Annotated in this window: 18 protein-coding genes and 4 tRNA genes; 7 read left to right on the top strand and 15 right to left on the bottom strand. The window is 60.0% G+C overall.

Features of this window, described 5'->3' with window-relative positions:
- Both WBR57_RS13500 and WBR57_RS13495 read right to left on the bottom strand, forming a co-directional pair.
- A partial coding sequence (locus WBR57_RS13500; protein ID WP_424084235.1) for a DUF2242 domain-containing protein occupies positions 1–689 on the bottom strand: 689 nt, incomplete at its 3' end.
- An 89-nt stretch (positions 690–778) separates the two neighbouring features.
- Complete coding sequence (locus WBR57_RS13495) at positions 779–1,678, bottom strand: LysR family transcriptional regulator (RefSeq protein ID WP_424084234.1); 900 nt, start codon at positions 1,676–1,678, stop codon at positions 779–781.
- Positions 1,679–1,796: 118 nt separating this feature from the next.
- On the opposite strand from WBR57_RS13495, the gene WBR57_RS13490 reads away from it, so the two are divergent.
- Positions 1,797–3,002 carry an MFS transporter gene (locus WBR57_RS13490; RefSeq protein ID WP_424084233.1) on the top strand — a complete coding sequence of 402 codons (1,206 nt, stop codon included), beginning with the start codon at positions 1,797–1,799 and terminating at the stop codon, positions 3,000–3,002.
- Between the two features lie 139 nt (positions 3,003–3,141).
- Here WBR57_RS13490 and WBR57_RS13485 read toward each other — a convergent pair whose 3' ends face one another.
- The 10 genes from WBR57_RS13485 to WBR57_RS13440 form a co-directional block, all read right to left on the bottom strand.
- Positions 3,142–5,016, bottom strand: a complete 1,875-nt coding sequence (locus WBR57_RS13485) for a SurA N-terminal domain-containing protein (protein ID WP_424084232.1) — start codon at positions 5,014–5,016, stop codon at positions 3,142–3,144.
- Between the two features lie 232 nt (positions 5,017–5,248).
- Positions 5,249–5,521 carry an HU family DNA-binding protein gene (locus tag WBR57_RS13480; protein ID WP_003174819.1) on the bottom strand — a complete coding sequence of 91 codons (273 nt, stop codon included), beginning with the start codon at positions 5,519–5,521 and terminating at the stop codon, positions 5,249–5,251.
- Positions 5,522–5,669: 148 nt separating this feature from the next.
- Entirely contained in the window at positions 5,670–8,066 is a 2,397-nt protein-coding gene (gene lon / locus WBR57_RS13475) for an endopeptidase La (protein ID WP_424084231.1), read from the bottom strand.
- Between the two features lie 161 nt (positions 8,067–8,227).
- Positions 8,228–9,511, bottom strand: a complete 1,284-nt coding sequence (gene clpX, locus WBR57_RS13470; RefSeq protein ID WP_017136464.1) for an ATP-dependent Clp protease ATP-binding subunit ClpX — start codon at positions 9,509–9,511, stop codon at positions 8,228–8,230.
- Positions 9,512–9,623: 112 nt separating this feature from the next.
- Positions 9,624–10,259, bottom strand: a complete 636-nt coding sequence (gene clpP, locus WBR57_RS13465; protein ID WP_101271886.1) for an ATP-dependent Clp endopeptidase proteolytic subunit ClpP — start codon at positions 10,257–10,259, stop codon at positions 9,624–9,626.
- 91 nt (positions 10,260–10,350) lie between these two features.
- A complete protein-coding gene (tig, locus tag WBR57_RS13460) occupies positions 10,351–11,661 on the bottom strand; it encodes a trigger factor (protein WP_424084230.1) in 1,311 nt (436 codons plus the stop codon).
- A 401-nt stretch (positions 11,662–12,062) separates the two neighbouring features.
- A tRNA-His gene (locus WBR57_RS13455) sits at positions 12,063–12,138 on the bottom strand.
- 77 nt (positions 12,139–12,215) lie between these two features.
- A tRNA-Leu gene (locus WBR57_RS13450) sits at positions 12,216–12,300 on the bottom strand.
- 56 nt (positions 12,301–12,356) lie between these two features.
- Positions 12,357–12,432: transfer RNA gene (locus tag WBR57_RS13445), tRNA-His, on the bottom strand.
- Between the two features lie 32 nt (positions 12,433–12,464).
- A tRNA-Arg gene (locus WBR57_RS13440) sits at positions 12,465–12,541 on the bottom strand.
- 279 nt (positions 12,542–12,820) lie between these two features.
- Between WBR57_RS13440 and folD the strand changes: the two genes are divergently transcribed.
- Positions 12,821–13,675, top strand: coding sequence for a bifunctional methylenetetrahydrofolate dehydrogenase/methenyltetrahydrofolate cyclohydrolase FolD (folD, locus tag WBR57_RS13435; RefSeq protein WP_424084229.1), 855 nt, complete (start codon positions 12,821–12,823; stop codon positions 13,673–13,675).
- Positions 13,676–13,873: 198 nt separating this feature from the next.
- Positions 13,874–14,797 (top strand): D-alanyl-D-alanine endopeptidase, encoded by a 924-nt coding sequence (gene pbpG / locus WBR57_RS13430; protein WP_424084228.1) that lies wholly within the window; start codon positions 13,874–13,876, stop codon positions 14,795–14,797.
- A 38-nt stretch (positions 14,798–14,835) separates the two neighbouring features.
- Here the strand turns inward: pbpG and WBR57_RS13425 are convergent, their stop codons facing one another.
- Positions 14,836–15,498, bottom strand: a complete 663-nt coding sequence (locus WBR57_RS13425) for a peptidase C39 family protein (protein WP_424084227.1) — start codon at positions 15,496–15,498, stop codon at positions 14,836–14,838.
- A 211-nt stretch (positions 15,499–15,709) separates the two neighbouring features.
- Between WBR57_RS13425 and WBR57_RS13420 the strand changes: the two genes are divergently transcribed.
- Entirely contained in the window at positions 15,710–15,871 is a 162-nt protein-coding gene (locus WBR57_RS13420; protein ID WP_424084226.1) for a hypothetical protein, read from the top strand.
- Here WBR57_RS13420 and WBR57_RS13415 read toward each other — a convergent pair.
- The gene (locus tag WBR57_RS13415) at positions 15,868–16,287 is read right to left on the bottom strand and encodes a hypothetical protein (protein ID WP_424084225.1); all 420 of its coding nucleotides are present in this window, start codon (positions 16,285–16,287) and stop codon (positions 15,868–15,870) included. The two genes, WBR57_RS13420 and WBR57_RS13415, sit on opposite strands and share 4 nt — an antisense overlap.
- Before the next feature lie 219 nt (positions 16,288–16,506).
- Here WBR57_RS13415 and WBR57_RS13410 point away from each other — a divergent pair, with 219 nt between their 5' ends.
- The 3 genes from WBR57_RS13410 to WBR57_RS13400 are packed head-to-tail and all read left to right on the top strand — an operon-like array spanning position 16,507 to position 22,301.
- Positions 16,507–19,728 (top strand): efflux RND transporter permease subunit, encoded by a 3,222-nt coding sequence (locus tag WBR57_RS13410; RefSeq protein WP_424084224.1) that lies wholly within the window; start codon positions 16,507–16,509, stop codon positions 19,726–19,728.
- Complete coding sequence (locus WBR57_RS13405; protein ID WP_424084223.1) at positions 19,718–20,884, top strand: efflux RND transporter periplasmic adaptor subunit; 1,167 nt, start codon at positions 19,718–19,720, stop codon at positions 20,882–20,884. The genes WBR57_RS13410 and WBR57_RS13405 overlap by 11 nt, the downstream gene beginning before the upstream one ends.
- The gene (locus tag WBR57_RS13400) at positions 20,868–22,301 is read left to right on the top strand and encodes an efflux transporter outer membrane subunit (RefSeq protein WP_424084222.1); all 1,434 of its coding nucleotides are present in this window, start codon (positions 20,868–20,870) and stop codon (positions 22,299–22,301) included. The genes WBR57_RS13405 and WBR57_RS13400 overlap by 17 nt, the downstream gene beginning before the upstream one ends.
- A 67-nt stretch (positions 22,302–22,368) precedes the next feature.
- On the opposite strand, the gene WBR57_RS13395 is transcribed toward WBR57_RS13400, so the two are convergent.
- Complete coding sequence (locus WBR57_RS13395; RefSeq protein WP_424084221.1) at positions 22,369–23,652, bottom strand: Zn-dependent hydrolase; 1,284 nt, start codon at positions 23,650–23,652, stop codon at positions 22,369–22,371.
- Positions 23,653–23,716 lie beyond the last annotated feature (64 nt).

Here is a 23,716-nt window from a genome sequence, read left to right as displayed (position 1 = left end):
ATCGGGGCCGCTTCGGCCGGTGGCGCTACCGGCTCCGACACCGCCGGAGCGGGTTTTTCTTGCTGCGGCGCTTCGACCTTCTCGGCAGCCGGCGCGGCCTTGGGTTCCGGCACACCCAGGTCAGCTTTTGGCGCCTCGGGAATGTGCGCTGCCTTCTTCACTTCCTGGGGCAGGAACACATCCACCAGCGCAAAATAGCGGTCATAGAACTTCGGCGCGGACACCGTCTCGCTGGCGACCTTGACCATCGAGTCATCGGTGGAGCCGATCGGCATCGACACCGACCCCAATACACCCACCCCCAGGCTCGCGGAATTGTTGACCTTCTTCAGTGCGTAGCGGTCCTGCAGGGCGTTGGCAAACATCGTCGAATGATTCTTGCCTTTGCCGTCATCGGCACACACCACGTTGAAGCTGATCTGCAGATGGGTCTCGCCGGTCTGCTGGAAGCTCTTGTTACCCACCACCAGTTTCGGATCGTTGCTGGTGATGATGTAGCCCTGGCTCAGCAAGGCACGGCGTGCAGCTTCGCAGGCCGCCACATCAGTGACCGGATAATCCCGGGAAAACGTACCGGAGTCGTCGAAATTCTCATGTTCATAAATAGCGGTCTTGGGTGACGAGCAGCCCGCGGCGCCCGCCAACACCAGCGCCAACCCGAGGCTACGCAAGTGAAATGATGTCGACATTGAAAATCCTGAGGAAAACAGTCCGGGCGGTATTGTGCAACAGAACGAGGCCTTGGCGCGCGCATTCCTGTCGGTAAAACGTCACAGACTTACACAGCAGGGCCATCAGGAAAAAGCCCGGCGCACATATGGTCAATAAACACGCGCAATTTGGCCGAGGCATGGCGACTTGATGGCCACAACATCCAGAAACTGCCACGGTGTTCCAGGTAATCATCCAGCACCCGCTGCAGGCGCCCCTGCCCCACGGCCTGGTTGACCATGTAGTCCGGCAGGCAGGCAATGCCCAAGCCTTCGTGCACCACATGATTGAGCGATTCGATGGTGGTGCTGACCAATGGCGTGCGTAACGTGGGTTCCGCCGCACCGGGTGCAAGGCGCAATGGCCAGGGCTCGAGTTTGCCGGTGGCGCAGAATTTGTGGCGCAGGCAGGCATGCGCGCTCAAATGCTCCGGCGTTTGCGGAGTGCCGAATTGCCGGAAGTACGCCGGTGTGCCCACCAGCACCAGCTGATAATGCCCCAGGTGGCGCGCCATCAAGCGTGAATCTTCCGGCTTGCCGGTGCGAATGACCGCATCGAAACCTTCCTCGATGACGTCCACCATGCGGTCGGAAAAATCCACATCCAGCTCGATATCCGGGTAGGCGCGCATAAAGTCGCTGAGCACCGGCATCAGCAAGCCACGCACCTGCGGCACGCTGATCCGCAGCTTGCCCCGGGGCGTTGCGCTGGCCTCGGTCAGCTCGCGTTCCGCCGCCTCGACCTCCGCGAGAATCCGCCGCGAACGCTCAAGAAACAGCGCGCCTTCACTGGTCAAAGTGATGCTGCGGGTACTGCGATGAAACAACCGCACGCCCAGGCGTTCTTCCATCCGCGCAATGCTTTTGCCCACCGCCGAAGACGACACCCCCAACACACGGCCAGCCCCAGTGAAACTGCGCGTCTCCGCCACCTGCACAAACACCGAGAGGCTGCCCAGACTGTCCATGATCCTGCCCATGCTGATTACGGACACCGATGTCCGATAAGTTCGGAACCTTAGCCTGTTTTTCCGCAGGGCACAGCCCCCTACCCTGCGTGCTTGCCCTATTGCATGGATAGATATCATGAGTTCACTGATCGATTGCCCAGCGACTGCCCAACCCGACACGCTGCCGCTCGGTGGCCTGCTGGCCCTGGCGTGCGCCGGGTTTATCACCATCCTCACCGAAGCCATGCCGGCCGGGCTGCTGCCACAGATGGGCGACGGCCTGGGCGTGTCGCCTGCACTGGTTGGCCAACTGGTGACCTTTTATGCCCTCGGATCGCTGCTCGCGGCCATCCCCCTGACGTTGCTGACCCGTGGCTGGCGCAGGCGGCCATTGTTGCTGATAGCCATCGGCGGCTTTGCGCTGGTCAACAGCGTGACTGCGCTGTCCAGCGATTACTGGCTGACCCTGGCGGCACGGTTTTTCGCCGGGGTTTTCGCCGGGCTGCTCTGGGCCCTGCTGGCGGGGTATGCGAGCCGGATGGTCGCGCCGCATCTGCAAGGCCGCGCCATCGCGATCGCCATGCTCGGCGCCCCGCTGGCTTTATCCCTTGGCGTACCGGCTGGCACTTTGCTCGGCACCCTGGTGGGCTGGCGCCTGAGTTTTGCGATCATGACCGGGCTGACCCTGGTGTTGCTGGCCTGGGCACGCTGGCAGTTGCCGGACTTTGCCGGGCAGCCGGCACAAAAACGCCTGGGCTTGCGCCAGGTACTCGGGTTGCCCGGCATTCGTCCGGTGCTCTGGGTGACGTTTACCTACGTGCTTGCCCACAACATTCTCTATACCTACATCGCCCCACTGCTGGTGCCCGCGGGGATCACCGCCGATATCGACCGGGTGCTCCTGGTGTTTGGCCTGGCGGCCTTGTTGAGCATCTGGCTGGCCGGCGTGTTGATTGACCGGTGGTTGCGCACGCTGCTGCTGATCAGTTGCGCGCTGTTTGGTGGGATCGCACTCGCGCTGGCGTTCTGGATGAGCGCGCCATGGATTATCTACGCCGCCGTCGCGCTGTGGGGCTTGGCATTCGGCGGCTTGCCGGCGCTGTTGCAGACAGCGTTGGCCAAATCGGCGGGAGCGTCGGCGGACGCCGCGCAATCGATGCTGGTTACCGTATGGAACCTGGGCATTGCAGGCGGCGGGTTGGCCGGCGGTGTGCTGCTTCAAGGCTGGGGCGTGGCAGCCTTTCCATGGGCGGTGGTGTTACTGATGCTCCTGGCCCTGGCCGGCTCATCAAAGATTGCGCCCCAGCAACTGGCCCGGCCAACCGTCCAGGTCGAAGGTTGAAAGTCGACGCCCCCCAGCCTTCCGTCCCTTCGATCAATACGCGTGCAACGCCTTGATCGGCCCTGACAAACACCCAGTCTAGCGCACATAAAAAAGCCCCCGGTCTTTTCAGGCCGGGGGCTTTTTACTCAAACTGCCATCAATACTTCTTGATGTCAGCCTTGGTTTCCAACTGCTTGCGGTACGCCGCGAAGTCCTGCTGGCCGACACGCGAAGCGAGGAAGCGGCGGTATTGCGCCTTTTCTTCGTCCGTTGGGGCGGCAGCCTCATTGACGCCGTTCAAGCGCACGATCACCAGGCTACCGTCAGCCAGGGTCACGGTGGTGAAGGTCGGCTTGTCCTTGGCCGCAGGCTTGGGCATACGGAACAGGGCTTGCAGCACAGCCGGCTCGATCGCTTCCTGGCTACGGGTAGCCGCTTCAGTGACTTTCCAGGCCTGGCCGTCAATCGGCTGGTTCAGCGGGGTCTTGCCATCACGCAGGCTGGCGATCAACTCGTCAGCGTGAGTCTTGGCCGCCGCGCTGGCGCGCTCCTTGGTCATCTGAGCGCGAATGGCCGTCGCAACGCTTTCCAGCGGCAGTTGCGCTGGCTTGCGGTGCTCTTTGGCACGCAACACGATGATGGTTTCCGGGTCCAGTTCGATGGCGCTGCTGTTGGCACCTTCATCCAGCACTTCGGGGCTGAACGCAGCGGTGACCACGGCACGGTTGGCCGCCACACCTTCGCCACCTTCACGGCCGAACGGCGCGGAGGTGTGCACGGTCAGCTTCAAGTCGGACGCCGGCTGGGCCAGGTCGGAAGCTTCGAATGCCGCGTCTTCCAATTGCTTGGTCGCTTCGACAAAACGCTGCTCGACCTGCTGGGTCTTGAGCTCGCGGGTCAGCTTGTCTTTCAGGCTGGCAAACGTCGGCACTTGCGGTGCTTCGACGCCCAACAGCTTGATCAGGTGCCAGCCGAAGGTGCTGCGCACCGGCGCCGACACCTGGTCCTTGTTCAACGCGTACAAGGCCGTTTCGAAGTCCGGGTCGTAAACGCCCGGGCCGGCGAAACCGAGGTCGCCGCCATTGTTGGCCGAACCCGGATCCTGGGAGAACTCCTTGGCCAGGGCTTCGAACTTCTCACCCTTGGCCAGGCGCGCCTGGACCTCTTCGATCTTCGCCTTGGCTTGCGCGTCGGTGACCTTGTCGTTGACCTCGATCAGAATATGCGCCGCGCGACGCTGTTCAGCGAGGTTGGCGGTTTCTTTCTGATAGGCAGCCTGCAGTTCTTCATCCTTCACGGCGACCTGGTCGAAGAAAGAAGACTTCTTCAGTTCCAGATAATCGATGACCACTTGGTCCGGGGTCATGAACTCTTTGGCATGCTGGTCGTAGTAAGCCTTGACCTCGTCGTCGGTGAGTTTCACCGCCGCAGGGTTGGCCTTGATGTTGACGGTGGCAAAATCGCGGGTCTGTTTTTCCAGGCGGGCGAATGCCAGTACCTCGGCGTCGGTCACGAAACCGCTGCCGGCGATGCCTGCGCGAACCTGGCCGATCAGCATTTCCTGGGTCAGCATCTGACGGAATTGCAGGCGGCTGTAGCCCAGTTGACGGATCACCTGGTCGAAGCGCTCGGCGTTGAACTTGCCGTCCACCTGGAATTCCGGCGTCTGCAGGATCACCTGGTCCAGCGCAGCTTCGGAGAAGCCGAACTTGGCGTCGGCCGCGCCTTGCAGTAGCAGCTTGCGATCGATCAGGCCCTTGAGGGCCGCGTCGCGCAGCAGTTTTTCGTCCAGCAGCGAAGCATCGAAATCCTTGCCCAACTGTTGCATCAGTTGGCGGCGTTGCATGTCGACGGCCTGGCTCAGTTCGGTCTGGGTGATTTCTTCACCGTTGACCTTGGCCACGTCCTGCTTACTGTTACCCGAAGCCTGGAAAATGGCTTCGATACCGGTGAACGCCATCAATGCGACGATGATCCCGATGATGGTCTTGGCAATCCAGCCTTGTGAATTGTCCCTGATATTTTGCAGCATGCGTCCCCCAGAAACGGTTGATCTTCAAAAATAGGCAACCGTGGAGCGTGGGTAGAATCCGGATAGAAGAAAGGCGCATCCGAGGATGCGCCTTCTCGTAACTGGCGGAGCGGTCGGGGGTTTGAATTCACACCCCCGGCGTGGCGACCCAAGGATATGTGGGTCAGCTGCCGCTCCGCTGCCAGGCCAGACCTGCGTCTGACCCGGGTGTAGGTAAAGGCTCGGTCGAAGCTTAGTTAACGGCTTCTTTCAGGGCTTTACCGGCTTTGAAACCTGGTTTCTTGGCAGCCGCGATTTGCAGTGCTTTGCCAGTCTGTGGGTTGCGGCCAGTGCGAGCTGGGCGGTCAGTCACAGAGAAAGTACCGAAGCCTACCAGTACCACGGAGTCGCCGGCCTTCAGAGCGCCAGTGACGGATTCGATTACTGCATCCAGCGCACGGCCAGCAGCAGCTTTCGGGATATCAGCGGATGCGGCGATAGCATCAATCAGTTCCGACTTGTTCACTCTAAGTCCCCTTATATATCTATTGAGTATGATTCTAAGTTTTTTGGTGAAAGCAAAAACCAGTGCTGAATGGCCTACAGACACTTAAGAGCCGCTTTATAACAAGGGCTCTAAAATGCTGTCAAGGAAGCCCCCAGGCTTTAACACATTAATGCGTGCTAATTCTTTCCTTGGAATCAGACTCACGTTTTTCTTCCTTGGCGACTATCTCTGGAGCCACATCCGGCAAGGGCTCCGGCGCGTATTGCAGCGCAATTTGCAGGACCTCGTCAATCCATTTAACCGGTTTAATCTGAAGATCCTGCTTGATGTTGTCGGGAATTTCCTTCAAGTCGCGAACATTCTCTTCTGGAATGATCACAGTCTTGATGCCGCCCCGGTGGGCCGCCAACAGTTTCTCTTTCAAACCACCGATGGCCAATACCTGGCCACGCAGGGTAATTTCGCCGGTCATGGCGACGTCGGCGCGCACCGGAATCCCGGTCAATGCCGACACCAGCGCCGTGCACATGCCTACGCCTGCGCTAGGGCCATCTTTGGGGGTAGCCCCTTCCGGCATGTGGATGTGAGTGTCGTGCTTCTCGTGGAAGTCCAGGGGAATCCCCAGGCTCCTGGCGCGGCTGCGCACCACGGTCTGCGCGGCGGTAATGGATTCGACCATCACATCACCCAAAGAACCGGTCTTGATCAACTGACCTTTACCCGGAATCACCGCGGCTTCGATGGTCAGCAATTCGCCGCCCACCTGGGTCCACGCCAGGCCAGTCACTTGCCCGACCTGATCCTGCTGCTCGGCCAGGCCGTAGCGGAATTTCTTCACGCCGAGGAAGTGTTCCAGGGAGTCGGCAACCACCTTCACCGAGAAGCGTTTTTCCAGCGCGTGCTCCTTGACCGCCTTGCGGCAAATCTTCGCAATCTGGCGCTCAAGCCCCCGTACACCGGCCTCGCGGGTGTAGTAACGCACGATGTCGCGGATCGCCTCGACCTCGAATTCGATCTCGCCTTTTTTCAGGCCGTTGGCCGAAATCTGCTTGGGCGCGAGGTATTTGACGGCAATGTTGATTTTCTCGTCTTCGGTGTAACCCGGCAGACGAATCACCTCCATCCGGTCCAGCAAGGCAGGCGGAATGTTCATGGAGTTGGAGGTGCACAGGAACATTACGTCGGACAGGTCGTAGTCGACTTCGAGGTAATGGTCGTTGAAATTGTGATTCTGCTCGGGGTCGAGCACTTCCAGCAACGCCGACGCAGGATCGCCACGCATGTCGCTGCCCATTTTGTCGATTTCATCGAGCAGGAACAGCGGGTTGCGTACACCCACCTTCGTCATCTTTTGAATCAATCTTCCAGGCATCGAACCGATGTAAGTACGGCGATGACCACGGATTTCCGCTTCATCGCGCACACCGCCGAGGGCCATGCGCACGAATTTGCGGTTGGTGGCGTTGGCAATGGATTCGGCCAGGGAGGTTTTACCCACACCCGGCGGTCCAACCAGGCATAACACCGGACCACGAATTTTCTTCACGCGCTTCTGCACGGCGAGGTATTCGAGGATGCGCTCTTTGACTTCTTCGAGGCCGTAGTGGTCGGCATCCAGGATGTCTTCGGCGCGGGCCAGGTCCAGGCGTACCTTGGTCTGGGCCTTCCACGGCACCTGCACCAGCCAGTCGATGTAGGAACGAACCACGGTGGCTTCGGCCGACATCGGCGACATTTGCTTGAGCTTGTTCAGCTCGGCATTGGCTTTGGTCAGCGCGTCTTTCGGCAGGCCAGCGGCATCGATGCGCTTTTTCAGCTCTTCGATTTCGTTGTGGCCTTCCTCACTGTCGCCGAGCTCCTTCTGAATGGCCTTCATCTGCTCATTCAGGTAGTACTCGCGCTGGCTGCGCTCCATTTGTTTCTTCACGCGACCACGGATGCGCTTCTCAACCTGCAACAGGTCGATTTCAGCATCCAGCAACGCCAGCACGTGTTCGACACGGGTCGACAGGTCGATGATTTCAAGGATGTCCTGCTTCTGGTCGATCTTCAGTGCCATGTGCGCGGCCATGGTATCGACCAGACGGCTTGGCTCATCGATGCTGTTCAGCGAAGAAAGGACTTCAGCCGGGACTTTCTTGCCCAGCTGCACATACTGCTCGAACTGCGAGAGCAGGCTGCGTACAAAGACTTCGGACTCGCGCTCAGGGGCCTCGACCTCGTCGATCAGTGCCACTTCGGCGCGCAGGTGGCCATCCACTTCCATGAAGCGCTCAACCGCGCCACGCTGCTCGCCTTCCACCAGCACCTTGACGGTGCCATCGGGCAGCTTGAGCAGTTGCAGGACAGTCGCAACGGTGCCGACACGATACAGGGCGTCTTCGCCCGGATCATCATCAGCAGGATTTCTCTGGGCCAACAGCAGGATCTGCTTGTCGCCCGTCATCGCGGCCTCGAGGGCTTCGATAGACTTCTCGCGCCCCACGAACAGCGGGATAACCATGTGCGGATAGACGACGACATCACGCAACGGCAGGAGAGGCAATTCGATGGTTGTCTTCATGATTTCGCCTCTATGACAGTTGAAAAATAAGCTTGAAACCAAGATGGGGGCTGCGTGTAAAAAAAACAAGCCAATGCCCGCAGTTACACGCAGTAAAAATACTCATGAAAAACAAAGGGGCCCCTAGAGGCCCCTTCGTTTGTACCGAAACTGCAAAACGCTTACGCGTCTGGCGCAGCCTTGGCAGCCGGCTCACTGTTTTCGTAGATATACAGTGGCTTGGACTTACCTTCTATAACGCTTTCGTCGATCACCACTTTACTCACCTCGGACTGCGAGGGAATTTCATACATGGTGTCGAGCAACACGCCTTCGAGGATCGAGCGCAGGCCACGTGCACCGGTCTTGCGCTCCAGTGCCCGCTTGGCCACTGATTTGAGTGCGTCGGTACGGAACTCGAGGTCCACGCCTTCCATTTCGAACAACTTCGCGTATTGCTTGGTCAGGGCGTTTTTCGGCTCGGTGAGGATCTGAATCAAAGCAGCCTCATCCAGCTCATCCAACGTCGCCAGGACCGGCAGACGGCCGACGAATTCCGGGATCAGACCGAACTTGACCAAATCGTCAGGCTCGACTTCACGCAGGGACTCGCCGACTTTCTTACCTTCTTCCTTGCTGCGCACTTCTGCGCCAAAACCGATCCCGCCGCGTGTGGAACGTTGCTGGATAACCTTCTCCAGGCCGGAGAACGCACCGCCACAGATAAACAGGATGTTGCGCGTATCGACCTGAAGGAATTCCTGCTGCGGGTGCTTGCGGCCGCCTTGTGGCGGTACGGAAGCAACCGTGCCTTCGATCAGTTTCAACAGCGCTTGCTGCACGCCTTCACCGGAAACATCCCGAGTGATCGACGGGTTGTCGGACTTGCGCGAAATCTTGTCGATTTCGTCGATGTAGACAATACCCATCTGGGCTTTCTCTACGTCGTAGTCGCACTTCTGCAGCAGTTTCTGAATGATGTTCTCGACGTCCTCACCCACGTAGCCAGCCTCGGTGAGGGTGGTGGCGTCGGCGATGGTGAACGGAACGTTCAGCAGGCGAGCGAGGGTTTCCGCAAGCAGGGTTTTACCCGAGCCTGTAGGACCGATCAGCAAGATGTTGCTCTTGCCGAGTTCGACCTCGTCGCCTTTCTTGTCACGCTGGTTCAAGCGCTTGTAGTGGTTGTACACCGCTACGGCCAGAACCTTCTTTGCACGCTCTTGACCGATGACATATTGGTCAAGGATGCCGCTGATTTCTTTAGGCGAAGGCAATTTATGCGCGCTGCTTTCGGCCTGGGCTTCCTGCACCTCCTCACGGATGATGTCATTGCACAGGTCGACGCACTCGTCGCAGATAAAGACCGAGGGGCCGGCAATCAATTTGCGCACTTCATGCTGGCTTTTGCCACAGAAGGAGCAATAGAGCAGCTTGCCGTTGTCCTCGCCGTTGCGGGTGTCAGTCATTCGTTCGATCCAAATTCGATAGGCTTGCAACACAAGATGAAGGCTTATGCGGGCTTTTTCAAGCCCGCCAGTGGTCGGACATGCCGACCAGCCCTATTTTGAGCGGCTTATATTAAGCGGGGCGCTTGTCGATCACTGCGTCGATCAGCCCGTACGCTTTCGCAGCTTCCGCGCTCATGAAGTTATCGCGGTTGGTATCGCGCTCGATTTCTTCAAGAGTGTGCCCGCTGTGCTTGGCCATCAACGTGTTGAGACGCTCGCGGATAAACAGGATTTCCTTGGCATGGATTTCGATGTCCGATGCCTGGCCCTGGAAACCGCCCAGTGGCTGGTGAATCATCACCCGCGAGTTAGGCAGGCAGTAACGCTTGCCCTCGGCACCTGCGGTCAGCAGGAATGCGCCCATGCTGCACGCCTGGCCAATGCAGGTCGTCGATACGTTCGGCTTGATGAACTGCATGGTGTCGTAGATCGACATGCCGGCCGTCACCGAACCGCCTGGCGAGTTGATGTAGAGATGGATGTCCTTGTCCGGGTTTTCCGCTTCAAGGAACAGCAGCTGCGCACAGATCAGGTTGGCCATGTAGTCCTCTACAGGGCCGACCAGAAAGATCACTCGCTCCTTGAGCAGGCGCGAGTAGATGTCATAGGCGCGTTCACCACGAGCAGACTGCTCGACAACCATCGGGACCAGGCCGCCTGCGGCCTGGATATCAGAGTTCTGCTGAATATAGGAATTACGGAACATGCTCTGCAGTTACTCCCAAATAGTCATGTCTTGAAAACGCATAAGCCAGCGCGAGGCTGGCTTATGGTTGAATTTCCAACGAGTTGGACAATCAGTCGGCTTGTGCTGCTTCCGCCGGTTTGACTGCTTCTTCGTAAGAGACCGCTTTGTCGGTCACCTTAGCCTTCTGCAGAACAGTATCCACAACTTGTTCTTCCAGCACAACCGAACGTACTTCGTTCAACTGCTGGTCGTTCTTGTAGTACCAGGCTACGACCTGCTCAGGCTCCTGGTAGGCCGAAGCCATTTCCTGGATCATTTCGCGAACGCGGTCTTCGTCAGGCTTGAGGTCGAACTGCTTGACCACTTCGGCCACGATCAGGCCCAGCACGACGCGGCGCTTGGCTTGCTCTTCGAACAGCTCGGCCGGCAGTTGGTCAGGCTTGATGTTGCCACCAAACTGCTGAACAGCTTGTACGCGCAGGCGATCCACTTCGTTGGACAGCAGGGCCTTAGGCACTTCGATCGGGTTGGCAGCCAGCAGGCCGTCCATTACCTGGTTCTTGACCTTGGACTTGATGGCCTGGCGCAGCTCGCGCTCCATGTTCTTGCGAACTTCGGTGCGGAAGCCTTCGATACCGGTTTCCTTGATACCGAATTGAGCGAAGAACTCTTCGTTCAGCTCTGGCAGCTTAGGCTCGGAAACGCTGTTGACCGTCACGGTGAACTCGGCGGCTTTGCCGGCCAGGTCCAGGTTCTGGTAGTCAGCCGGGAAAGTCAGGTTCAGCACGCGCTCTTCGCCGGCTTTGGCGCCAACCAGGCCGTCTTCGAAACCCGGGATCATGCGGTTGGAACCCAGTACCAGCTGAGTACCCTTGGCGGAGCCGCCAGCGAACACTTCGCCGTCAACCTTGCCAACGAAATCGATGTTCAGCTGGTCTTCGTTCTGGGCAGCGCGCTCGGCCACTTCAAAACGGGTGTTCTGCTTGCGCAGCACTTCCAGCATGTTGTCCAGGTCCGAATCGGCCACTTCGGCGCTCAGGCGCTCGATAGCGATACCTTCGAAACCAGCCACTTCAAACTCAGGGAACACTTCGAATACGGCAACGTATTCCAGGTCCTTGCCAGCTTCCAGGGACTTAGGCTCGATCGAAGGCGAGCCAGCCGGGTTCAGCTTTTGCTCAACAACGGCTTCGTAGAAGGAAGCCTGGATCACGTCACCTACAGCTTCCTGACGCGCATCGGCACCAAAACGGCGCTTGATTTCGCTCATTGGCACTTTGCCTGGACGGAAACCAGCGATCTTGGCCTTTTGGGCAGTCTGCTGCAGACGCTTGTTGACCGCAGTCTCGATGCGCTCTGCCGGCACGGTGATGCTCAGGCGGCGCTCGAGAGCAGTAGTATTTTCAACAGAAACTTGCATGGATATTCCTCGTTGCACAGACGTTAGCCGGCCGTTTCCGACCCCAGAATCAAGGGCATGCATTCTAGTGGGTCAAACTCAAGAAGTCACCCTACTGGAAACGGGTAAAAAAACAGCAGGCAATTTATCGGTACGAATGCACGAATGCACCTCGCCCCGGCGACAAATACAGCCAATCACGCCAGGGCTCTGCGCCAACCCTTCTATATATAGAAGAAGTCGCCAAGCATCTCCCTGACGGCCGACCCTGCAAACAGAGTCAGCGGGCAGCGCAGAATCATCGAGACACATAAATACGACGAAGCGCACTGCCGTTGCGACCCAGAACCTGCAGCCGCCGAATATTCGAAACGCTAAAACAAAAAAGGCGCCAGACTGTTAAATCTGGCGCCTTTCGAATATGGGGTGGACGAAGGGGATCGAACCCTCGACAACGGGAGTCACAATCCCGTGCTCTACCAACTGAGCTACGCCCACCATATTGCGTTAACAAAGAAACCAAACCACTTCTTTGTTGAGCCCTACCCCGCCTGACGACCGGGCAACGCTTTAATTGGTGCGGATGAAGAGACTCGAACTCTTACGCCTCGCGGCGCTGGAACCTAAATCCAGTGTGTCTACCAATTCCACCACATCCGCGCTTGAAGCTCTTAAAGCAAAGGCGCCAGATGATTAATCTGGCGCCTTTTGAAATATGGGGTGGACGAAGGGGATCGAACCCTCGACAACGGGAGTCACAATCCCGTGCTCTACCAACTGAGCTACGCCCACCATATAGCGCTACTTGTGCCAAAGCTGCCTAATGGCGCACCCGGCAGGACTCGAACCTGCGACCATCCGCTTAGAAGGCGGATGCTCTATCCAGCTGAGCTACGGGCGCCTTATTAATCTGTACTCTTGGAGGATTACAAACTAAATGCTTCCAGCTTTGCAGAACAACACTCTATTCTGCTCGACCTTCTTAACCAGTGCTAGGCTGTGCCCGACAAGTGCGACGAATAGTATAGAGGGTCCTGAAACCCGTCAAATCTTTTTTGAAAAAAACTGATTTTATTTAAGGGGTTAGGCCAATTTGCAGACCAAGCGCCTTTGCCCTCACGCCCTGGCATGCGAGAATGCGCGCACTTTTCTTCCCCCTCTCGATGGTTAATCACGCGTAATGACTGCACAACTTATCGACGGCAAATCAATCGCCGCCAGCCTGCGCCAGCAGATCGCCAAACGAGTCACCGAGCGCAGCCAGCAAGGCCTGCGCACGCCTGGCCTCGCGGTGATCCTGGTCGGCAGCGATCCTGCCTCCCAGGTTTATGTCTCGCACAAGCGTAAAGACTGTGAAGAGGTCGGCTTCATTTCCAAGGCTTACGACTGGCCTGCCGACACCACCCAGCAGGCCCTGACCGACCTGATCGACGGCCTCAACGACGACCCGGCCATCGACGGCATTTTGCTGCAACTGCCACTGCCCGAGCATCTGGACGCCTCCAAACTGTTGGAGCGTATCCGCCCGGACAAAGACGTCGATGGTTTCCACCCCTATAACGTCGGCCGCCTGGCCCAGCGTATCCCGCTGCTGCGCCCGTGCACGCCCAAAGGCATCATGACCCTGCTGGAAAGCACCGGCGTCGATCTGTACGGCCTGGATGCGGTGGTGGTCGGTGCGTCCAACATCGTCGGCCGCCCGATGGCCATGGAGCTGCTGCTGGCCGGCTGCACCGTGACCGTCACTCACCGCTTCACCAAGGACCTGGCCGGCCACGTCGGCCGCGCCGACCTGGTGGTGGTTGCCGCCGGCAAGCCAGGCCTGGTCAAGGGCGAGTGGATCAAGGAAGGCGCGATCGTCATCGACGTCGGCATCAACCGCCAGGAAGACGGTAAGCTGGTGGGCGATGTGGTGTACGAAACCGCCCTGCCCCGTGCAGGCTGGATTACACCCGTACCCGGCGGTGTCGGCCCGATGACCCGTGCCTGCCTGCTGGAAAATACCTTGTACGCCGCAGAAACACTGCACGGCTAATAACCAGGTGTACTGAAAAAGCCCTGCTTTATCGCAGGGCTTTTTATTGCCTGTGATAAAACCTGTTTTTTCTTAGTTTTTAAGCACTTTCGTCTGGTTTTAGAAGAACATTCGACAGTCTCTCGTCCATACTCCTAAAATGTAACGGGATTTATCAAAAAACCGTCTATTTCCTCACTTTTTAGCGAGTTCATCCGCGTGAAAATTCGTCTTTCTATTGTCAGCCTATTGTTTGCTTTTACAGGCACTTTTGCGCAAGCCGCCGAAACCACCTTGGCGCCGCGTGATACTTCCAAACTGCAAATCGCTTCCGGCAGCGCCATGCTGGTCGATCTGCAAACCAACAAGGTCATTTATTCGAGCAACCCCGATGTGGTCGTGCCCATCGCCTCGGTGAGCAAATTGATGACCGGCCTGATCGTGCTTGAAGCCAAGCAGGATATGGACGAGTACATTGATATCAACATCACCGACACCCCGGAGATGAAAGGGGTGTTCTCGCGCGTAAAAATCGGCAGCCAGATGCCACGCAAAGAGATGCTGCTGATTGCCCTGATGTCCTCGGAAAACCGCGCCGCCGCAAGCCTGGCCCACCACTATCCGGGCGGCTATGCGGCATTCATTGCGGCGATGAACGCCAAGGCCAAGGCCCTGGGCATGACCAGCACTCACTATGTAGAGCCCACTGGCTTGTCGATCCATAACGTATCGACCGCCCGCGACTTGAGCAAGCTGCTGGCCTACGCGCGCAAATTCCCGATGCTCAGCCAGCTGAGCACCACCAAGGAAAAGACCGTTTCGTTCCGCAAGCCCAATTACACCTTGGGTTTCTCCAACACCGACCATCTGATCAACCGCGCCAATTGGGACATCAAGCTGACCAAGACCGGTTTTACGAATCAGGCCGGCCACTGCCTGGTGCTGGTCACCAGCATGGGTAACCGCCCAGTGTCGCTGGTGATCCTGGATGCGTTCGGTAAATTCACCCATTTCGCCGATGCCAGCCGTATTCGCAACTGGGTCGAGACCGGCAAGAGCGGCTCGGTGCCCGACGTCGCGCTGCGTTACAAGGCCGACAAGAACTTGAAAAACCGTCCTAACGCAGCGCAAGTGCGCCGCTGACCGAAGCCAAAAAAAAGCGGCGCCTTGAGCGCCGTTTTTTATTTACGTTCCGCCAACACCTTGAGCGCCTGCGCAGCCGCTTGCTCCTGCCCGGCCTGGGCGGTGGCGTTGGCAGCGTCTCGCCAGCGCTGTGCATCGACAGTTGCCGGCAACTGGCTCGGGCGCTGGGTAAGGATTGCCCAGTGCCCGGCGCTGCTCCACTTCGATTCAAAATCGCTGAAGCTCATCAACAGCCGTCGGTCCATGCCCGAACGCAGCAACACCGTGCTTTTCTGCTGATTGAAACCCACCACGACCACATAACGTGCGTCAGACCACAGCCCGCCGCCAACCCGCGCCATCACCGGGTAACCCGCCGCCACTTGCGCCAGTACGGCCGTCAGCTTGGCATCCAGTGGGTACACCATCAGTCCGTACTCGCGGGCCAGTACCTGCATGTTGCGCTCAAGGTTCGCTTCGCCGCCCGGTAAGCCCAGCGGCTTATCCAGCAAGCCCGGTGTCATCACAATGCCTTGTTGCGACAGCATGCTGGCCAAAGCCGAGGGGCCGCTTTGATAAGCCTCGCTGCGAAACGTCGGCACGCCATTGAGTTCGACGCGCTCGGGCAGGCCCACGAGTTTTGACGGGTGCCCGGAACAGGCGGCGAGCCCCAGGGCACAGGCGAGCAACAGGGAGGTTTTAAGGTTCGACCGTAACCGCAATTTTTTACTCTCTTGATCAACTGCCGGTAAGGGCCCTGATCATAGGACGCTCTGCCACGCGGGTATAGCCTTGAACCTCAGTAAAGCGCGGGCAATAGAGCAAACAAGTCTGTCAGACACGACCATTGGTCAATAGCAGGCAACCGCCCGGTAGCTAGACTGTCCATTGAGAAGACTGTGTGTGCCCCCTGCGGGGCGAAAGGAGGCCAAAATGAGCCTTGCAACAACGATTCTAATGTTGATCTGCGGTTGGCTGGCGGTAGCCGGCGCCATGTTGTGGGGGGTATTGCGCATCACCCGTCGGCACCATCACCCCCACGTCAAACCCGCTGGCCCCGCTAAAGCCCATAAAGCAGCGGTCCACCACGCCTAGCCCGGCATGCAGGCGAAGTCCTCAGTGGCCGCAACTTCCTTGCCATGCCCATCTTCCAGGGAAGCGCGCACGGTGGTGCCCAGGCTCGATTCGACCAGGGTGTAGTGCTCACCTGCCTTGAAGTGCTTGTATTCGACCCGCCCCTGGCAATCTTGCTGGTTGTCGTCGCCCGGCTCTTCCTCAAACAGCGTCACATCCAGGCGATGGTCTCCGGGGCTCACCTCAAAAAAACGCCCGTCGTCCACACGTTTGCCATCCACGCGCTCGGCCATCAGGTCATTCGGCGCTTCTTCCTTCAGACCAATCCAGGCTTCACTCGGATCAGCCTTGGGCATCGGGCCGGCGCACGCCGATAACAACAAGACAGCGCCGAAAGCGGGAATCAACAACAGAGGTTTAAGGGACTTCAGTGACATGGCAGGGCTCCAAAGAACATCAGTAAAAAGACGAGGCGAACGGTGTCGCGTCCGATGGATGGCAAGCTTGGAGAGTTGGCCTTTGTAGAACAAATGAATACATATGAAACGATCTTCAGCCCTTAACTAAATGTTCCTTCACCTGGCTGAAAGGTGCGTGTTAGGTGGGTCGCGTGAGACTGCCGGGGTTTGCAATCCTGCTCCTCTGGAGGTTCACGCATGCTCGGGCTGGTAAAGACCGCACTGCAAAAGCCGTACACGTTTATCGTGTTGGCCATATTCATCTGTATCGTCGGGCCGATGGCGGCCCTGAAAACCCCCACGGATGTTTTCCCCGATATCGGCATCCCCGTGGTCGCTGTGGTGTGGCAGTACAACGGCCTGTCGCCGGACGCCATGGCCGGTCGGGTGATCTACACCTACGAACGCTCCCTGAGCACCACCGTCAACGACATCGAACATATCGAATCGCAATCGCTGCCCGGCATGGGCATCGTGAAAATCTTCTTCCAGCCCGGCGTGGATATCCGCACCGCCAACGCGCAAGTCACGGCGGTTTCACAAACCGTGCTCAAACAGATGCCACCGGGCATCACCCCGCCGCTGATCCTCAACTACAGCGCCTCAACGGTGCCGATCCTGCAAATGGCGTTCTCCAGCCCCAGCCTGTCGGAAGCGAAAATCCGCGACCTGGTGCAAAACAACATCCGCCTGCCCCTGAGCGCCCTGCCCGGTCTGGCCATGCCGACGCCGATGGGCGGCAAGCAACGCCAGATCACCCTCGACCTCGACCCGCAGGCGCTGGCAGCCAAAGGCTTGTCGGCGCAGGACGTGGGCAACGCATTGGCGTTACAAAACCAGATCATCCCGGTGGGCACCGCCAAGCTCGGCCCCAACGAATACACAATCCTGCTCAACAACAGCCCCAAGGCGATCGACGAGCTCAACGACCTGCCGATCAAGTCCGTCGACGGTGCGATTATCACCATCGGCCAGGTGGCCCACGTGCGTGACGGCTCGCCGCCGCAGACCAACATCGTGCGCGTCGACGGCCACCGCGCGGTGCTGATGCCGGCGCTGAAAAACGGCAGTATCTCGACCCTGTCGATCATCGACGGCATCCGCCAGATGCTGCCGCGCATCAACGAAACCCTGCCGCCGTCACTGAAAACTTCGCTGCTGGGTGACGCCTCGGTGTTCGTCAAGCAATCGGTGGGCAGCGTCGCCCAGGAAGGCATCATTGCCGCGCTGCTGACCAGTGCGATGATCCTGCTGTTTCTCGGCAGCTGGCGCTCGACCCTTATCATCGCCGCTTCGATTCCCCTGGCGGTGCTCTCGGCCATCGCGCTGCTGGCGCTCAGCGGGCAAACCCTCAACGTGATGACCCTTGGCGGGCTGGCGTTGGCCGTGGGGATTCTGGTGGACGACGCCACGGTGACCATCGAAAACATCAACTGGCACCTGGAGCAAGGCAAGGCGGTGAAGACCGCGATCCTCGACGGCGCCGCGCAGATCGTCGGCCCGGCGTTCGTTTCGCTGCTGTGCATCTGCATCGTGTTTGTGCCGATGTTCCTGCTGCAAGGCATTGCCGGCTACCTGTTCCGGCCGATGGCGCTGGCGGTGATCTTTGCCATGGCCAGTTCGTTCGTCCTCTCGCGCACCCTGGTGCCGACGCTGGCGATGTTCCTGCTCAAGCCGCACACGCCGGAGCAAGGCGTCGGGCATCATCCGGAAGATCAATTCATCAACCACCACGAAGGTGACCAGCACCAGAAACCGCGCAATCGCGTGCTGCAATCGGTGCTGAATTTCCAGCAGGGTTTCGAGCGGCACTTCTCGACTATCCGTGACACCTACCATGGCCTGCTGATGCTCGCGCTGGGCGCCCGCAAGCGTTTTATCGTCGGCTTCCTGGCCTGCGTGCTCGCGTCATTCTTGCTGCTGCCCAGCCTGGGCCAGGACTTTTTCCCGGCCACCGACGCCGGTGCCCTCGCCCTTCACGTGCGCCTGCCGCTGGGCACACGCATTGAAGAAAGCGCGGCAGCGTTCGACCGGATCGAAGCGCGGATCCGCGAGGTGATCCCGGCCGAGCAACTCGACACCATCGTCGACAACATCGGCATTCCGCTCAGCGGCATCGACATGGCCTACAGCAGCAGCGGCACCATCGGGCCGCAGGATGGCGACATCCAGGTCAGCCTGAAAAAGGACCACGCGCCAACCGCCGACTACGTGAAAAAATTGCGTGAAGCCTTGCCGCAAAGCTTCCCCGGCAGCCACTTCGCGTTTCTGCCGGCGGACATCAGCAGCCAGATCCTCAACTTCGGTGCGCCCGCGCCGCTGGACGTGAAAATCTCCGGGCGCAGCGACGAAGAAAACCGTGCCTACGCTGTAGAGCTGGAGCGCCGTTTGCAACACGTACCGGGCATCGCTGACCTGCGCATCCAGCAGTCCACCGGCTACCCGTCGCTGCAGGTAAACGTCGATCGACTGCGCGCCAATGGCCTGGGCATTACCGAAAAAGACGTGACCAACAGCATGGTCGCCTCCCTCGCCGGCAGCTCGCAGACCGCGCCGACCTTCTGGCTCAACCCGGCCAACGGCGTGTCCTATTCCATCGTCGCTGCGACCCCGCAATACCGTCTCGACAGCCTGCCGTCACTCGAAGCCTTGCCGGTCACCGGCGCCGATGGCCAGTCGCAGATCCTTGGCGGTGTGGCGAGCATCTCCCGCGTGCAAAGCCCGGCGGTGGTGACCCACTACAACATCGAACCCACCCTGGACCTGTACGCCAACGTGCAAGGCCGCGACCTCGGCGGCGTGGCCCGCGACGTGCAAAAAGTGCTGGATGACACCGCTTCGATGCGCCCCAAAGGCGCGGTGATCAGCCTGCATGGGCAGATCGATGCGCTGCATGAGGCGTTCAGCGGCTTGAGCTTCGGCCTGCTCGGCGCCGTGGTGCTGATCTACCTGCTGATCGTGGTCAACTTCCAGTCCTGGTCCGATCCGTTCGTGATCATCACCGCCCTGCCCGCAGCGCTGGCGGGGATCGTGTGGATGCTGTTTCTCAGCGGCACGTCGCTGTCAGTGCCGGCACTGACCGGGGCCATCTTGTGCATGGGCGTGGCCACCGCCAACTCGATCCTGGTGGTGAGCTTCTGCCGCGAACGCCTGGCCGAACATGGCGATGCGTTGAAGGCTGCCATGGAGGCGGGTTACACGCGCTTTCGCCCGGTGTGCATGACCGCCCTGGCGATGATTATCGGCATGTTGCCGCTGGCGATTTCCGAGGAGCAGAACGCCCCGCTCGGGCGGGCCGTGATCGGCGGTTTGATCTTCGCCACCGTCGCCACTTTGTTGTTTGTTCCCGTGGTCTTCAGCCTGGTCCACGGTCGTCACCCTACTCGCGCAGCTGCTGGAGAAACCCCACATGTCGTCTGATCACAAACCCTCGCGCAAGCGTCTGATGCTCATGGGTGTCGGCGGCCTGACCCTGGCCGCCCTGCTGGTCGCTAACGGCCTGCATGCCCGCACGATGCATGAACAGTCGGTTACCGCCTGGACCGAAACCGCCGCCCTCCCGCAAGTGATGGTGTTCCAGCCGCAACAGAACGTGGCCGGCGACACCCTGCGCCTGCCCGCGCACCTTGAGGCCTGGAGCAAGGCGCCGATCCATGCGCGGGTCAGTGGCTACCTGAAAGACTGGAAAGTCGACATCGGCAGCCAGGTCAAGGCCGGCCAGGTACTCGCCGAAATCGACAGCCCCGACCTCGATCAACAGCTGGCGCAAACCCACGCGCGGCTGATTCAGGAACAGGCCAACGCACGCCTGGCCGCCACCACCGCCACACGCTGGCAGAACCTGCTGGCCAGCCACTCGGTGTCGCGCCAGGAGGCCGACGAAAAAACCTCCAACGCCGCCGCCGCCAAAGCCAACGCCGACGCTGCAGCCGCCGACTATGCGCGGCTGTCGGCCCTGGAAGGCTACAAGACCATTCGCGCGCCATTCGCCGGCACCATCACCGCGCGCAACACCGATATCGGTCAGTTGATCAAGGCCGATACCGACAGCGGCCCGGAGCTGTTCAACATCGCCGATACGCACCAGCTGCGCCTTTATGTGCCGGTGCCGCAGAACTACGCGGCTGTCATCCACCCCGGGCTGGAAGCCCAGCTGACCGTGCCCGAGCACCCTGGCGAGCACTTCAAGGCCCGCCTGATCGGCGACTCCACCGCCATCGACCGCCGCTCCGGCACCCTGCTCGCGCAGTTCGTGGCCGACAACCCCAACGACGAATTGCTGCCCGGTGACTACGCCGAAGCCACCCTGCCGATTCCGGCCGACACCCATGGCGTGAGCATCCCGGCCAGCGCCTTGATCTTTCGCGCCCAGGGCACTCAGGTCGCGGTACTGGATGCGCAGAATCATGTGCACCTGCAAGGCATCCACATCGGCCTGGACCTCGGCGAACGGCTGGTGATCGACCAAGGCCTGAAACCCGCCGACCGCATCGTCGACAACCCGCCCGACGCCCTGCGCGAAGGCGACCCGGTGCAACTGGCCGACGCCGGAGGTGCACATGCGCGTAAGGCTTAAACCCCTCACGGCCCTGATGCTGCTGGCCTTGCAGGGCTGCTCGATGGCGCCCACCTACAAGGTGCCATCGATTGAACTGCCGGCGGGTTACCGCGAACAGACCAGCGCTGGCCCGTGGCACAGCGCGCAACCGTCCGACCAACTGGCGCCCGAGTGGTGGAAACTCTACAACGACGCGCGCCTGAATGACCTGCAGCAGCAACTGCTCAAGGCCAACCCGGACCTGGCGGCGGCGCTGGCCCACTTCGATGCATCCCAGGCGTACGCCAGCCAATTGCATGCGGGCTTGTTCCCGCAGATCACCGCCAGTGCGCAGCCATTGCGCCAGCGCCAATCGGACTCGCGCCCGTTGCGCGGGGACACCCAGCCGTCGGTGTACAACAGCAATACCGCAGGGTTTTCGTTGAGCTACGACCTGGACCTGTGGGGCAAAATCCGCAATCAGGTCGCGGCGGGTGATGCCCAGGCGCAAGCGTCGAGTGACGACCTGGCGGTGGCGCGCCTGAGCCTGCAGCATCAGTTGGCAACCTTGTATGTGCAGCTCAACGGGCTGGATGCGCAGAGTCGGATTCTGAACAGCTCGCTGGACGATTTCCGCCAGGCGCTGCAATTGACGCGCAGTCGTTATGAAGGGCAGATTGCCTCGGAACTCGACCTGACCCGCGCGCAAAACCAGCTGGCCGAAGCCAAGGCACAACTGGATGAAGTGCGCGGCCAGCGCAACCTGACCGAGCATGCGATTGGCGAGCTGGTGGGTGTGGCGGCCAGCGACTTCCGGTTGCCGCCGAGCCAGCAGTTGATTGCATTGCCGGGGATACCGTCACAGCTGCCGAGCCACTTGCTGCAACGTCGCCCGGATATCGCGGCAGCGGAACGCCGGGTGTTTGCCGCCAATGCGAATATCGGCGTAGCCAAGGCTGCGTGGTACCCGGATTTCAGCCTGACCGGGTTGATTGGTGGGCAGACGCAGGGCGTCGGCAATTTGCTCTCCGCCGGCAACCGCTATTGGGCCTTGGGCCCGTTGGTCAACTTGCCGATCTTTGATGGCGGGCGCTTGAGCGCCAACGAGCGCCAGGCCAAAGCCGAGTTTGAAGAAGCCTCGGCGCAGTACCGCAGCCATGTGCTCAAAGCGGTGCGTGAAGTGGAAGACAACCTGGCGCAACTGCGGGACTTGCAGCAGGAGGCGCAAGATGAACAGGCGGCGGCGGATGCAGCGGAACATACGCAAGCGCTGGCGATGAACAGCTACCAGGCCGGGGCCGTGAGTTACCTGGACGTAGTGACCGCGCAGACGGCCGCGTTGCAGGCACAGAGGACGTTGCAGGCGGTTCAGACCAGGCAGTTGCAGGCGAGTGTGGGGCTGGTGACGGCGCTCGGCGGCGGCTGGCAACCCGGCGCGCGAGCTGCTCACCGATAAAGATCCGGGGGGGCCTGCGCCAGACACACACTGTATGAACGCCCCCTCCCACCTGTTCAACTGCATTTCAGGCAGCGAGTTTGCCGCTGGCGATTGCCGCCGATGCGGCCACCATCGCCCGCAACAACACTGCACACCCTGCGGCCAGGTCATCCGGGGCGGCGTTTTCGATTTCGTTATGGCTGATGCCGCCTTCACACGGCACAAAGATCATCCCGGCCGGGCCGAGTTCAGCGACGAAGATCGCGTCGTGCCCTGCCCCGCTGACGATGTCCATGTTCGACAGGCCCAACCCATTGGCCGCATCACGCACGGCGTCGACGCAACCTTTGTCGAAATACAGCGGCGGGAAATCGGCGGTGGGTTCCAGCTCAAACGTCAGCCCATGCTTGGCACAGGTTTCGTCGATGACCTGGCGCACCTGGGCAATCATCGAGTCCAGCCGTGCCGGTTCCAGATGACGGAAATCCAGGGTCATGCGCACTTCACCCGGAATTACGTTGCGCGAGCCGGGATACGCCTGCAGGCAACCGACCGTGCCGCACGCATGTGGCTGGTGCCCCAGCGCCGCCGCGTTCACGGCCGCGACCACCGCCGCTGCGCCGACCAGGGCATCCTTGCGCAGGTGCATGGGCGTTGGTCCGGCATGGGCTTCGACGCCACGCAGTTTCAGGTCGAACCACTTCTGCCCAAGCGCGCCGAGCACCACGCCGATGGTTTTCTTTTCGTCTTCAAGAATCGGCCCTTGCTCGATGTGCGCTTCGAAGTAGGCGCCGACCTTGTGCCCGCTCTCCGGCCGTGTGCCCGCGTAGCCAATCGCATTCAGCGCGTCGCCCACACTCACGCCATCCGCGTCCACTTTGGCCAGGGTATCGGCCAGGCTGAATTTTTCGGCAAACACACCCGAGCCCATCATGCACGGCGGAAAGCGCGAGCCTTCCTCGTTGGTCCACACCACCACTTCCAGGGGTGCCTCGGTTTCGACGTTGAGGTCATTGAGCGTGCGCAGCACTTCCACACCGGCCAGCACACCAAAGCAACCGTCGAACTTGCCGCCGGTGGGCTGGGTGTCGATGTGGCTGCCGGTCATCACCGGCGGCAGGTCGGGATTGCGCCCGGGGCGTCGCGCGAAAATGTTGCCGATGCCGTCAATGGTCACCGTGCAACCGGCCTCCTCGCACCACTTTACAAACAGGTCACGGGCCTTGCGATCGAGGTCGGTAAGGGCCAGGCGGCACACGCCACCCTTGGGGGTGGCGCCGAGTCTGGCCAGGTCCATCAGCGACTGCCACAAACGGTCGCGGTTGATGTGCTGATGGGTCGATTGCAGAACGTCCAGGGCAGCGTTCATGGGGATCTCCTCAGGCTACATTTCTTATGAATTGACTCGCTCAACTATGAGCACTGGCTTGTGT

Origin of the sequence: Pseudomonas sp. (assembly GCF_049590575.1) — a bacterium.
GTDB lineage: Bacteria > Pseudomonadota > Gammaproteobacteria > Pseudomonadales > Pseudomonadaceae > Aquipseudomonas.
Note: the sequence above shows the minus strand (reverse complement) of the source record. Positions and strands in the feature narration are given on the sequence as shown.